The organism is Thalassotalea sp. SU-HH00458 (assembly GCF_040362795.1).
In the GTDB taxonomy this organism is placed as follows: domain Bacteria; phylum Pseudomonadota; class Gammaproteobacteria; order Enterobacterales; family Alteromonadaceae; genus Thalassotalea_H; species Thalassotalea_H castellviae.
Genome location: NZ_BAABWW010000001.1, coordinates 274,315 through 287,287 on the forward strand (window position 1 = coordinate 274,315; position 12,973 = coordinate 287,287).

Sequence of the window (12,973 nt, forward strand, 5' to 3'; positions counted from 1 at the left end):
TATAATTCGCACTCACAATAAACGGGAGATTTTTTATGGAATTTATCACATCGTGGTTTAATAACAACCAAGTAATGCTTCAGGATATAGCAATTAAATTTATTGTTGCTTTGCTTATTTTATTTATTGGTAAGATGGTCGCCAAGCTAATACGTAAAGGCGTGCAAAAACTGCTCGAACATAAAAATGTCGACAACACCGTTATTTCTTTTACCTCTAGCTTGGTTTACGGTTTAGTTATTTTAATCTCGTTTATTGCTGCTATTTCGCATTTAGGATTTAACACCTCTTCATTGGTTGCTATTGTAGGTGCTGCTGGTTTAGCGATTGGTTTAGCCTTACAAGGCTCATTATCTAACTTTGCTTCTGGAATTTTGCTGATCACGTTAAAACCTTTTAAATCAGGTGACTTCGTTGAAGTATCAGGTACTGCAGGTGTCGTTGAAGAAGTGAATATTTTTTCAACACAGCTTCGTACCGGCGACAATAAAACCGTAATAATCCCTAACGGCTCTATCACCAGTGGCACAATAACTAACTACTCGAAAAAGCCAACCAGGCGTATCGATTTAATTATTGGTGTTAGTTATGATGCTGATCTTGCCAAAACACGCGAAATTTTAACTCAAATTACGTCAAATCATGAACTCGTCTTGAAAGATCAAGCGGTTACTATTGGTGTGAGTGAACTGGCTGACAATTCAGTTAATTTTGTAGTACGTCCTTGGGTTAAAACCGAAAATTACTGGCCTGTTTACTTCGAATTATTAGAAAGTATTAAATTAGCTTTAGACGAAGCTGGCATCGAGATTCCTTATCCACAACTATCTGTACACGTAAATCAAGAGAATTCAAATGAATCATAAAATTATTATCGCAACGCTTTGCTGTCTGCCTTTTATTAGTGTTGCACAAGAAGATGAAGAAAAATCCCCAATTACTGCTTCTGCAGAATTAGGCTTACTTTATAAAACTGGTAACACGAAAAGTGCCGATATAAAAACTGGCTTTGACGTTAAATATGAAGAAGCGCTTTGGCGTAGTACTTTTGCTATGGATTTATTAGTAAAAAAGACAGAAAAAACCGATGCAGACGGCAACGAACAATTTGAAACGTCAGACCAAAAATGGACTGTAGAATCTAAAACAAATTACACTTTAGATAAATCCAGCAAAAACTATATCTATGGTGATATCGCCTATGAAGATAATCGCTTCAGTGGTTTTGAAAACCAGAGCTCTATCTCTGCTGGTTGGGGTCGTGAATGGTTTAAAAATAAAAAAGCATCTTTGTTTGCTGATATTGGTCCTGGTTATAAACGAGATGTAATTAAAGCAACAGATACCATGGAAAGTAAAACGCAAAGTGCATTTATTATCCAGGCTCAAGCGTTATATTTAAGAAAAATCAATGATCATGTTAACTTTAAACAACTTTTAAGTGCTAAATATGCACCTGGTAGTGGTGATAATAGTAAATACAAAGCTGAAACTTCAATAACGACAAAATTAATTGAAACCTTAGCGTTAAAATTCTCCTTTATTATTGATCACAATACAGAAGTAGATGAAGGTACGGATAGAACCGATACTCAAACAGCGATGACTTTAGTTTATAGCTTTTAATCATCACATCTACTTAATTAACTGACTTAAAAGCAACCATTTATCTTAACTGGTTGCTTTTTTTAACGACAAAAATCAAGAGAACATAAAAGATTAACATGCAGTATTGTATAAAACATGAGCCGCCTTCCCCCGAAGAGTTTGCTGCATTAAGGGAGCTAGTAGGCTGGGGGTCTATTGATTTAGCAATGGCTCAACAAAGTCTTGAACAATCTTTATTTCACGTGAGTGTATACCTTGAAAACAAACTGATAGGTATGGCTCGAGTGATTGGCGATGGTGTTATGTATTTTTATATTCAGGATCTCGTCGTATCGCCACAGTTTCAACAAAAAGGTGTTGGTCATGCGATTATGCAGGAACTAGAAAGTTATTTAGCGAAAACGGTTAAACAAGGTGCTACAATTGCTTTATTGTCGGCTCAAGGTAAGGAAGGGTTTTATACTCGATACGGTTATATTGAACGTACAGGGCTCCCCTTAGGGAAAGCAATGTGTAAATTCATTTAATTACTTATTTTATATTAACTTATTTTTACTTTGACTGAAAACTTGTACGCTTTTTAATGAAAGGTTGAGACTAATAACTATTACTGATAAATAAAGATGCCTTAGTTGAAATATTTTTTAATATTTCTATTTCATCCGTTTTCCACTTCGCTATATTGCCTGTTCGTTCACAACAGATAATCCCTAAAGGGGTATCGTTATCTTTTGTGAAGGTCACATCAAGCAACGAATAAATATTATGTACATCAAAATATCCAAGGTTAAAGCACTTAGAAATAGCATGCTCTCTCGCATCTGATGCGACTAAAATTTGATGGTTAATTATATGAGAGAAATAATCACCATAATCTTTTGAAAATAACTTTTCTCCTGCCGATTTTTGCCCGTTTTCATCAATACAGATTAATGACGTCATTTCAGAATAATCATCATTAAACAGCCAAATACTGACGCGATCACACGCTGAAACATCCGACTTAACGGCTCGACATATTTTATGTAACTTGTCCTTAAGTGATACTCGTGGGTTACTTAAATAGAGCGAGAGCTGAGCAGATTGCGGCATAAAAACATAGAAATATATGATCAATATTGCAATTATAGCGTGAATAAATGATTTCACCGATAAAAGAATTAAATAAATTCCGCAAGCTGTCGATATATAAAGTACCGATACTTAACTAAGGCATTCAAATGGAAGCTAAATTAAAATTACAAACACATTCGATCAAATTGTCTGAAAAACAAATTGAAACGGAAATGGCTCAACATTTCAATTCGCCACAGAAAAATATGTTAAGAATGTTAAATGAAAAAGCACTAGACCGAGCCTTTCAACTTCATACAGCCCATAATTAATTTTGAATTTGGCAACGCTATAGACAAAATAATGACGTACTGGCACATTGTTTTGTCGCACTATCACTTTAAACACTTTCCTCTAACAACTCGTTTAAATCACATTTGCTTGCCCTGCACCTTTGCCCTAAAATATTAATCAGTTAATTTCCTCTTCAAAATAAAAGGTTTCCACATGGCATTGCCAGACAAATTTATATTCTCGATGAACCGAGTCTCAAAAGTTGTACCCCCTAAAAAAACCATCTTAAAAGATATTTCGTTGTCATTTTTCCCTGGAGCAAAAATAGGGGTATTAGGTTTAAATGGTTCAGGTAAATCAACATTATTACGTATCATGGCTGGCGTTGATAAAGAATTTGAAGGTGAAGCCAATGCATTATCTGGAACCAACATCGGTTATCTGCCACAGGAACCTCAACTCAACGAAGAAAAAACCGTTCGTGAAGTCGTTGAAGACGCAGTTTCAACCGTTAAAAATGCGATGGCAAGGCTTGATCAAGTCTATAACGAATATGCAGAAGAAGGTGCTGACTTTGATGCGCTTGCAAAAGAGCAAGGCGAATTAGAAGATATAATCAACAGCCAAGACGGTCATAATATTGATAACGTACTAGAACGCGCTGCAGATGCATTACGCTTACCAGAATGGGATCAAAAAATAGCCGTACTCAGTGGTGGTGAACGTCGCCGCGTAGCTTTATGTCATTTATTACTTCAAAAGCCTGATATGCTTTTATTGGATGAACCAACAAACCATTTAGATGCTGAATCTGTTGCTTGGTTAGAACGTTTCTTACACGATTATTCAGGCACTGTTGTTGCTATTACCCATGATAGATATTTCCTTGATAATGTTGCGGGTTGGATACTAGAGCTTGACCGCGGCCATGGTATCCCTTGGGAAGGTAATTATTCTTCATGGCTTGAACAAAAAGATGCGCGTTTACAACAAGAACAAAAAAGTGAAAATGCTTTACAAAAAACGATCAAACAAGAGCTTGAATGGGTGCGTTCAAATCCAAAAGCAAGACAAGCTAAAAGTAAAGCACGTATGGCTCGTTTTGAAGAGCTTAACAATCAAGATCATCAAAAACGTAACGAAACCAACGAACTATATATTCCACCTGGGCCACGTTTAGGCGACAAAATTTTAGAGGTGAATAACTTAGTCAAATCATACGGAGATCGCGTATTAATTGATGACTTAAGCTTTAGCATCCCTAAAGGCGCAATTGTCGGCATAATCGGGGCAAATGGTGCTGGTAAATCGACTTTATTTAAAGTCTTATCAGGGGCTGAATCGCCTAACTCTGGTACTGTTGAGCTAGGAGAAACGGTTAAACTTGCCAGTGTTGATCAATTTCGCGATGACATGGGGGAAGACAACACGGTTTATCAAGAAATTTCTGAAGGCCATGATATTATTGAAATTGGAACTTACCAAATTCCTAGCCGCGCTTACTGCTCTCGCTTTAATTTTAAAGGTAATGATCAACAAAAATTTATTAAAGACTTATCTGGTGGTGAACGAAACCGTGTACATTTAGCTAAATTAGTGAAAACTGGCGGTAATTTATTGTTGTTAGATGAACCAACCAATGACTTAGATGTTGAAACCTTGCGTGCACTCGAAGAAGCGATATTAGAATTCCCGGGTTGTGCCATGGTGATTTCGCATGATCGCTGGTTCTTAGACCGCATTGCCACTCACATTTTAGATTATCGTGACGAAGGACAAGTCAACTTTTTCGAAGGAAACTTTACTGAATACGATGAATGGCTGAAAAAAACATATGGCCCTGCAGCGGTTGAACCACATCGCATCAAATATAAGAAAATTGGATAATTCACTCTAGTTCAAAGTTAATATTTTGATTTAAGGCATCTTTTTTACCCAAAAATCGTGTAATAAAGATGCCTTTTTATAAAAATGGGGCTATGCTGAATATAACTATTCATCAACTAAACAGTACAATGGAAAATAGACGTCAATTTACCCGAATCTTATTTTCAATCGATGCTCAATTGGAAGTAGAAGAACAAACATATACTGTTAACATTCATGATATATCATTAAATGGTGCGTTAGTTACCGCGCCTAAAAATGCAGAAAAAATTAAAAATAAACTTGGCTTATTAACCTTTCAACTTGCCGATAGTGAGATGCAAGTTGCAATGCACGTTGCCATTGTTCATGTTAAGCAGGATGAAATAGGCCTACAATGTAACGCTATAGATATAGACAGCGTTACCCATCTTCGTCGCCTTGTTGAGTTAAATTTAGGGGATGATAGTCAATTGAATAAAGAGCTTTCGCAACTCTCTAGTCAATCGTAAACCCGTAACAATTAACCCATTCTCATTCTTTTTATTTATGGTAAAAGGACGCTTTATGAACCACCTTATCATTTCATTTATTAGCCCAGATCGCCCCGGACTTGTAGACACTCTTTCTAATGCAGTAAGTCAACACCAAGGCAATTGGCAAACCAGTAGTTTGCATCATTTATCTGGATATTTTGCCGGTGTTATCGAAATTGCTGTTTCGGCTGAACAAACATCAGATTTAATCGATAAAATACAAAGTATTAAAGATTTTAAATGTCAGATTGAAACAGCAAACGCCAATCAAACAACCACACATGCTGATATCGTGATTGAGTTAACTGCCAATGATCGCTCCGGTATTGTTCAAGAAATATCATCGGTGATCCATAATCAAGGTGGCAATTTATTAAAACTTGTTAGCTCTCACGACAGCGCTCCACATTCAGGACAAGAATTGTTTAAAGCTAAGGCGACCATTTCGGTTGCAGAAAATACCGTGGATGATCTCATTAATGCGCTAGAAAGTCTGGCTGATGATTTGATGGTAGATATCTCTCGATAATATAGTTATTTCTTTACAAATTTATGTAATATTTCTCTTTTATACTTATTTTTTTAAACAAAAATAATAAGTTGAAAAATTAATGATTGATGATGGTATGAAGTTTAATAAAGAGCTTAGTTGGTTATCATTTAATGAAAGAGTACTGCAAGAAGCAGCTGATAAAACGGTACCGCTAATTGAACGTATCCGGTTTTTAGGCATTTACTCCTCTAATTTAGACGAATTCTTTCGTGTACGAGTGGCCGATGTTCGTCGCAGAGCCATTTTAGAAACAGCTCAAGAAACTTCGAAAGATAAGTGGCGAACCATCAATAAAAAAATAAACAACAAAGTTAATACCCTGACAAAGAATTTCAACCAAATCACCCAAGAAATTTTTTCCTTATTAAACCAAGAGAATATCTATACCATTTTTGATGATCAGCATAATGACACATTTAATGAAAAATTAAATACTCAACAATTAGCCTGGCTTAAACAGTACTTTGAACATCGAATTATTCGACATATTACCCCGATAATCCTTCACTCAAAAACGCAACTAGCCAACTGTATTGATGACGACGGGATTTATTTTTTAGTCGCATTACATCATCAAAAGCAAATTAACTATGCGTTGGTAGAAATTCCTCGGGAAAATGTTAAACGCTTTATTGAACTACCAAATGAGCACAGTAAGGAATCTAAAGCAAAATACATCGTTCTGCTTGATGATGTTGTTCATTATTTTATCAAAAAACTATTTGTCGGTGTTTTCCCTTTCGATCATATAGAAGCATATTCCATGAAATTAACCCGAGATGCTGAATATAACTTAACGGATGATCTTGATGAAAGCTTACTGGATCAAATGTCAAAAGGGTTAAAACAACGCTTAAAAGCAGATTTAGTGCGTTTGGTTCATGACCAAAATATGCCACAACACATGACAGATTACTTACGAAAATCGTTAAAAATAAAAGATGATGAAGCGCTTTCACAAGGAGTTCGTTATCGTCATTTTAAAGATTTTATAAAATTTCCTAACCTAGGAGGTAAGCACCTCGAATATGAAGAGCTTCCCGCCTTAGACTCGGCACACTTTACACAATGCCCGACGGTATTTGATGCCATAAGCCAGCAAGATATTTTATTATATTACCCTTATTACAAGTTCAAACATTTCACAGAATTTGTCCGCCAAGCCTCATATGACCCATTGGTGCGTCATATAAAAATTAATATTTATCGAGTGGCAAAACATTCACGAATTATTCAATCCTTAATTGAAGCGGTTAAAAATGGTAAAAAAGTAACCGTTGTGATTGAACTTAAAGCTCGATTTGATGAACAAGCAAATATCGAGTGGGCAAAATTGATGAAGGATGCCGGTATTGAAGTTGAACTTGGTATTGAAACATTAAAGGTTCATTCAAAATTATGTTTAATCACCCGCATTGAAGATGAAAAAATAGTGAGATACGCGCATATCGGCACAGGGAATTTTCATGAAAATAATGCCCGTGTTTATACCGATTTCGCCTTGTTTACTAAACATAAAGAAATCTGTCAGGAAGTTGATAATGTCTTTTCATTTGTTACACACAGTTATCTACGTTTTCGTTTTAATCATTTAATTGTCTCACCTTTAACGTCGCGCCGACGTTTATATCAACTCATTGATAGTGAGATAGAATTTGCCGAGCAACAACAAAAAGCGAGCATCACGTTAAAACTCAATAATTTAGTAGACAATGGCTTAATTAATAAGCTGTATGCCGCCAGCCAAGCGGGAGTTAAAATAAAATTAATTATACGTGGTATGTGTTCTTTAGTGCCGAATGAAAAAAACACCAGTGAAAATATCAAAATTATTTCCATTGTTGATCGCTTTTTAGAACACCCACGAGTCATGCTTTTTCATAATGGTGGTAATCAACAACTATTTATTACCTCTGCAGACTGGATGGAACGAAACATAGATCATAGGGTTGAAGTTGCCTGCCCTATCTACGATGAAGTCTTAAAGCAGCAAATTATTGATATGTTAGACATTCAATTTCAAGATAATGTCAAAGCACGTATTATTAATAAGGCGCAAAATAATCGCTATGTAACGCAAGGTAAACGTCCGCCACTTCGTTCACAAATGGCTATATATAATTACTTAGTCGAACATGAACAACAGCTTATACAAGCGCAACAAAAAGCGTAATGATTAAAAAGATGAAAAATACTCGAGACAATTCTTCCATAATGCCTGCTGAACATTATCTAGCAGCACTTGATATTGGCTCGAATAGTTTTCATTTTGTCTTAGCAAGAAAGATCGGTGAGCACATCCAAGTGATCCATCGTGAAAAATATCAAGTTCAGCTTGCTAAAGGATTGAGTGCAAAAAAAATTCTCTCTGAGCAAGCCATTGAACGAGGCTTAGCGACGTTAGAAAAGTTATCGGCTTCCATACAACATATCGATAAAAAAAACGTGCGTGTCGTAGCTACTTACACTTTAAGGCAAGCTAAAAATTCAGGTCAATTTATTTCCGCAGCAAAGCACAACTTCCCATTTAATATTGAAGTTATTTCGGGTCACGAAGAAGCACGGCTTATTTATCAAGGTGTTGCGCATCACCGACAACACAATGATCAACAACTCGTGATTGATATTGGGGGTGGCAGTACTGAATGTATCATTGGTAAACAATATAAAGTTAAAGCCCTTGATAGTCTCAATATAGGTTGCGTCAGCTATCAACAACAATTTTTCCCAGATGGTATTATCTCTGAACAAGCATTTGACAAAGCCATTCATCAAGCGAAACATCAGGTTGAAAGCATAGCTAAACGCTTTAAAAAATTAGGCTGGAAACATGTTGCAGGAACCTCAGGCACGATAAAAGCCATTGTAAAAATTATTAATATTCAACAACAAATTCCTCATGCTATTACCCTTAAGGATCTGAATACATTAAAAAAACAATGCCTAAAGTTTAACCATTTCGAAGCATTAACCATTGATGGTTTAAAAGAAAACCGTCGCTCTGTCATTTGTGCTGGTCTTGCTATTTTAATTGCGGTAATGGAAACTTTAAACATTGACAGTATTGAGTATTGTCAATATGCCTTGCGCGAAGGAGTGCTATTCGAGTTGCTCGAAAATAGCCATCATAACAATGTTAGACAACGGACAATTGAAGACTTTATCCGTCGATTTAATATCGACAAGCCCCACGCAGCAATTGTTGAACAAGTGGCCATGAAAATTTATTCGGCCATCAAAAAACCTTGGCAACTGCAAGAAGATATTTATCAAGAGTTATTATGTTCTGCAATCAAACTTCACGAATTAGGCCTAGACATTAATGCTTCTGGATATCAAAAGCATGGACAATATATTATTGAACAAACCGACTTACCAGGATTTAACCAAGAACAGCAAACAGCCTTAGCTTGGTTAGTTGGTAATCAACGTAAAAAAATAACACCATTAATGAAACAACAGTGGCACCTACTCAATGCTGAATCTTTAGAAAAACTAGCCGTTATTATTCGTTTAAGTGTTTTACTGAACCAACAACGTCATTTAGACGATGATTATTTGATATCGGCAATTGCCACTCCTAAAACACTAACCCTCACTTTAAAAGAGCAATGGTTAATTGAACGACCAATCATAGATACCGAACTGTTTTATGAAAAGCAAAGTATTAACAGCCTTGATATTAAATTAATCATAAATGCTACTGACGCTAAAAACCTATAAAAATTCACCGACAAGTTTATAAATTCATTTCTCAACGAATATTGAAAGTTTGAACAGCAGATTAATGGATAAATTTTTAACTAAAGCTACCTTTCATTGTCAATTCTCATCAACATAACAAGCGTAAAAACATGATATAGATCTAATGTTTATTAGAAAATCAGATTTAATGATTTTTGTACTTAATCAAGTTGATTTAGATCACCTTAATTTTTAAACATTCTTATATAAATACCCTATGAACAAGATGAAGTGTTTAGACGATTCAACAGAATGACCGTATTGATTAAAACGCCGAACTTGAGTTTATTTGTCAATTTTATAATGGAAGGAAATATGTTTAAAAAGTCTTTAATTAATCTTGCTTTAGCTGGTGCTTTATTACCTTCCTATGAACTTTTGGCTAATGCAAATGATGTTATTCATCAAGGTATTGATGATGAAACAGAAGTGTTAGTCGTCATTGGAAAAACGCCTAGAAAAGTACAAGATGTCGTTGGTGCGGTCACCGTCATAAACAGTGAAGCCATTAACCAGCAATTAGTACATAGTATTGCCGATCTTGTTCGTTATGAGATTGGTATAAATGTGATCAATGCTGGTAGTCGATTTGGCGATTCAAATATTGCTATTCGTGGTATCTCAGGTAATCGTATTGCGACAGAAATAGACGGTGTGCCAGTTGCTGAGCAGTTTAATGTGGGTAGCTATTCAAATTCAGGTAGAAACACCATAGATCCTGATTTAATCAAACAAGTCGAAATATTACGTGGGCCGGCTTCAAGTCTATACGGGAGTGACGCGATTGGCGGCGTGATCTCTTACGTAACCAAAAAACCTACTGACTTACTTAGCCAAACAGATAACCGTGTGTATTTAGACTTAAAAGCAGGTCACTACGCTATTGACGATAGTAATGCCATTTCTTTAAATACTGCTTTCGCTGATGGAAAATCGAGCGCACTTATTTCAGGCTCATTAAGAAAAGGACATGAACTTGATCGTCATATTTCAAGTGACTTTGCTAAAGATAGCCAAAATAATGAAACAAAATCTTTATTGGCGAAATATCATTACGATATATCAGACAATCAAGAGCTAAGCATTAGTTACGACTATTTTACCCGTGAAAACCAAAGCGATATTCGTTCAATATTAGGAATAGGACGTTTTGCTTCAACGAATTTATTATTAGGCGATGATGAAATCACCCGAGAAAATATCTTAGTGACATATGACTTTGTTTTAGACAGTGCTTGGTTAGAAGGCGGTTACATACGCCTTTACGATCAAAAAACTGAAACAATACAATTAACCGAAGAAGCCAGAGTTTCAAGAGGGAAAGCCTACTTATACGACAGAAGTTTTTTCTTTGAGCAAGATATCCAAGGTTTACGATTAAATTTTTACACCAATGTTAATAACCAACATACGTCACAACATATAGGCTACGGCTTAGAAATTAGTAACAGTAAAACAACAGAAAGGCGTGATGGTATTCAAACGAACCTTGCCACCGGAGACTCAACCAACACTATTCTTTCTGAAGTATTTCCAGTAAGAGACTTCCCTATTTCTGAGGTGAAAGAAACCGGTATATATATTAACGATGAAATAACACTCGACGGTACAAATTTTACAATCATTCCGGCCATTCGTTATGACAAATATGAGCTATCCCCTAAGCCTGACTCAATATATTTAGAAGATAACCCCGCCACAGAAGTAGTCCATATCAGTGAAGATAGTATTTCTCCTAAATTTAGTGTCGTATATCAAATAAATAACGACAGTAAAGTGTATCTTCAATACGTGAAAGGCTTTCGCGCCCCACCTTTTGAAGATGCCAATATTGGTTTAGACATTCCTATGTTTAAAATGCGCGCCATACCAAATGCAGAACTAAAGTCTGAAACCACACATGGATATGAAGTTGGCTATAGTATTGGTTTAGAACAACATCAATTTAATGTCGTTGGCTTTTTCAATGATTATCAAGATTTTATTCAAACCAAAGTTAACTTAGGTTTTGACCCTTTAGTTCAACGGATAATTTTTCAATCTCAAAATATCGATAACGCAGAAATTTATGGTTTAGAATTTAGCTACAAAGGCCAATTTAAAAACATATTCAATAGCCAGAATAACGTTAACTCCTATGCCAATATTTTTTGGAGTAAAGGGGAGAATAAAGATAGCAATCAACCATTAAACGAAGTGCAACCTAACCATGCCCTACTTGGTTTGCAATGGCTGAATGAAAATGAAACATTCTCAATCGCATTGAATGCCAATATTGTCGATGGCAAGTCAGATATTGATGATCCAGATAAAACTTTGGCAACAACCGCGGGTTACGCCACTTTTGATGTGATCGCTAATTATCACGTGAACGATAAAATAACCATAGCAGGAGCTATTTATAATTTAACTAATAAGCAATACTGGCAATGGTCTGACGTTAATGGTTTCGAAGCTGAAGATCCATTATTAGCGACGTTAGCCGCCGCAGGTATTAATGGCTCAATACAATTAAAATATGCGTGGTAATTAACTTTGGGCCATCATAAGCTTACCTAAGTTTACCATAAACCAAACAATGAGTCAGAGGATTAACGAACAATTAATCCTCTGACTCAATCATACATTCGATAAAGTTGCTAGCTAGCAAAAAGCAGCCATTAAGTGTTGAGTTAATATCGACAACCAGTGCGAAGAACGGTCATTGAAAAAACTCAATATGAATCATTATAGCTATTACTGATCATTCTAAGTAACAAGCAAAAAAATCATATGTTCAACATAACTCCATGTAAATAAACATAAATTTAACACTATAAACTTAGGGTATCATTGTGCATTATCAGTAATTCCTTAATTTTCAATGTGGTGTGACATCATCATGAATTTAACCGATTGTAATATTGCTTTTTTATGATAGGTTAATGAACGAAACGTAGATGGATATTACTGAGACGTCTACATAAGATACTTTTATTCAGAACCAATATTACGGAGATATAATCCATGATTGGCGTAAATGAACTTACTACTTTTTTCGGTTGGTGTACGGTAATAAATCTTGGTGTTTATTTGTTTTCAGCGTTTTTTATTATCGTATTTAGGAGTTTTACGATTACTCTTCACAGTAAAATTGTAGGCGTAGAGGCTTCCGAATTACCAAATATGTATTTTAAGTTTTTGGGTAATTATAAAATAGCCATATTACTGATAAACTTATCACCATATATTGCATTAAAATTAATGGGTTAGTTCAAGGCTCAGCAAAAAAAGTCGACCAAAAGGGGACACAAAACAGTTGGCAGTGTTTCGTTCCTCA

The 12,973-nt window shown here is 35.5% G+C and carries 12 protein-coding genes; 11 read left to right on the plus strand and 1 reads right to left on the minus strand.

Translation table 11 applies throughout. The features are described 5' to 3' along the window. Positions 1–35: 35 nt before the first annotated feature. From ABXH06_RS01230 to ABXH06_RS01240, 3 genes are all read left to right on the plus strand, one after another. The gene (locus ABXH06_RS01230) at positions 36–866 is read left to right on the plus strand and encodes a mechanosensitive ion channel family protein (RefSeq protein WP_311578034.1); all 831 of its coding nucleotides are present in this window, start codon (positions 36–38) and stop codon (positions 864–866) included. Next, positions 856–1,626 (plus strand): DUF481 domain-containing protein, encoded by a 771-nt coding sequence (locus ABXH06_RS01235; protein WP_311578036.1) that lies wholly within the window; start codon positions 856–858, stop codon positions 1,624–1,626. Before ABXH06_RS01230 ends, ABXH06_RS01235 begins: the two co-directional genes overlap by 11 nt. Positions 1,627–1,724: 98 nt before the next feature. Further along, positions 1,725–2,135 carry a GNAT family N-acetyltransferase gene (locus ABXH06_RS01240; protein ID WP_353517016.1) on the plus strand — a complete coding sequence of 137 codons (411 nt, stop codon included), beginning with the start codon at positions 1,725–1,727 and terminating at the stop codon, positions 2,133–2,135. 70 nt (positions 2,136–2,205) lie between these two features. Here ABXH06_RS01240 and ABXH06_RS01245 read toward each other — a convergent pair whose 3' ends face one another. Next, complete coding sequence (locus ABXH06_RS01245) at positions 2,206–2,700, minus strand: GAF domain-containing protein (protein WP_353517017.1); 495 nt, start codon at positions 2,698–2,700, stop codon at positions 2,206–2,208. A 128-nt stretch (positions 2,701–2,828) separates the two neighbouring features. On the opposite strand from ABXH06_RS01245, the gene ABXH06_RS01250 reads away from it, so the two are divergent. The 8 genes from ABXH06_RS01250 to ABXH06_RS01285 all read left to right on the plus strand — a co-directional run bounded on the left by ABXH06_RS01250 (position 2,829) and on the right by ABXH06_RS01285 (position 12,906). Then, on the plus strand, positions 2,829–2,993 hold the full coding sequence (locus tag ABXH06_RS01250; RefSeq protein ID WP_353517018.1) for a hypothetical protein: 165 nt from the start codon (positions 2,829–2,831) through the stop codon (positions 2,991–2,993). Positions 2,994–3,168: 175 nt separating this feature from the next. Beyond that, on the plus strand, positions 3,169–4,842 hold the full coding sequence (gene ettA, locus ABXH06_RS01255; protein ID WP_353517019.1) for an energy-dependent translational throttle protein EttA: 1,674 nt from the start codon (positions 3,169–3,171) through the stop codon (positions 4,840–4,842). A 128-nt stretch (positions 4,843–4,970) separates the two neighbouring features. After that, positions 4,971–5,333, plus strand: a complete 363-nt coding sequence (locus ABXH06_RS01260) for a PilZ domain-containing protein (RefSeq protein WP_353517020.1) — start codon at positions 4,971–4,973, stop codon at positions 5,331–5,333. 55 nt (positions 5,334–5,388) lie between these two features. Then, positions 5,389–5,886 carry a glycine cleavage system transcriptional repressor gene (locus ABXH06_RS01265; protein WP_353517021.1) on the plus strand — a complete coding sequence of 166 codons (498 nt, stop codon included), beginning with the start codon at positions 5,389–5,391 and terminating at the stop codon, positions 5,884–5,886. Positions 5,887–5,983: 97 nt separating this feature from the next. Further along, the gene (gene ppk1, locus ABXH06_RS01270) at positions 5,984–8,083 is read left to right on the plus strand and encodes a polyphosphate kinase 1 (protein WP_353517022.1); all 2,100 of its coding nucleotides are present in this window, start codon (positions 5,984–5,986) and stop codon (positions 8,081–8,083) included. 11 nt (positions 8,084–8,094) lie between these two features. Further along, complete coding sequence (gene ppx, locus ABXH06_RS01275; RefSeq protein WP_311578055.1) at positions 8,095–9,633, plus strand: exopolyphosphatase; 1,539 nt, start codon at positions 8,095–8,097, stop codon at positions 9,631–9,633. 336 nt (positions 9,634–9,969) lie between these two features. Beyond that, positions 9,970–12,183 carry a TonB-dependent hemoglobin/transferrin/lactoferrin family receptor gene (locus ABXH06_RS01280; protein WP_353517023.1) on the plus strand — a complete coding sequence of 738 codons (2,214 nt, stop codon included), beginning with the start codon at positions 9,970–9,972 and terminating at the stop codon, positions 12,181–12,183. Between the two features lie 477 nt (positions 12,184–12,660). After that, positions 12,661–12,906, plus strand: a complete 246-nt coding sequence (locus ABXH06_RS01285) for a DUF6868 family protein (RefSeq protein ID WP_349254879.1) — start codon at positions 12,661–12,663, stop codon at positions 12,904–12,906. Positions 12,907–12,973: the final 67 nt, after the last annotated feature.

Excerpts from the sequence above, each read along its gene's own strand:
- ABXH06_RS01230 (WP_311578034.1), top strand. The coding sequence starts at position 36 with ATGGAATTTATCACATCGTGGTTTAATAACAACCAAGTAATGCTTCAG.
- ABXH06_RS01235 (WP_311578036.1), top strand. The coding sequence starts at position 856 with ATGAATCATAAAATTATTATCGCAACGCTTTGCTGTCTGCCTTTTATT.
- ABXH06_RS01240 (WP_353517016.1), top strand. The coding sequence starts at position 1,725 with ATGCAGTATTGTATAAAACATGAGCCGCCTTCCCCCGAAGAGTTTGCT.
- ABXH06_RS01245 (WP_353517017.1), bottom strand. The coding sequence starts at position 2,700 with ATGCCGCAATCTGCTCAGCTCTCGCTCTATTTAAGTAACCCACGAGTA.
- ABXH06_RS01250 (WP_353517018.1), top strand. The coding sequence starts at position 2,829 with ATGGAAGCTAAATTAAAATTACAAACACATTCGATCAAATTGTCTGAA.
- ettA (WP_353517019.1), top strand. The coding sequence starts at position 3,169 with ATGGCATTGCCAGACAAATTTATATTCTCGATGAACCGAGTCTCAAAA.
- ABXH06_RS01260 (WP_353517020.1), top strand. The coding sequence starts at position 4,971 with ATGGAAAATAGACGTCAATTTACCCGAATCTTATTTTCAATCGATGCT.
- ABXH06_RS01265 (WP_353517021.1), top strand. The coding sequence starts at position 5,389 with ATGAACCACCTTATCATTTCATTTATTAGCCCAGATCGCCCCGGACTT.
- ppk1 (WP_353517022.1), top strand. The coding sequence starts at position 5,984 with ATGAAGTTTAATAAAGAGCTTAGTTGGTTATCATTTAATGAAAGAGTA.
- ppx (WP_311578055.1), top strand. The coding sequence starts at position 8,095 with ATGAAAAATACTCGAGACAATTCTTCCATAATGCCTGCTGAACATTAT.
- ABXH06_RS01280 (WP_353517023.1), top strand. The coding sequence starts at position 9,970 with ATGTTTAAAAAGTCTTTAATTAATCTTGCTTTAGCTGGTGCTTTATTA.
- ABXH06_RS01285 (WP_349254879.1), top strand. The coding sequence starts at position 12,661 with ATGATTGGCGTAAATGAACTTACTACTTTTTTCGGTTGGTGTACGGTA.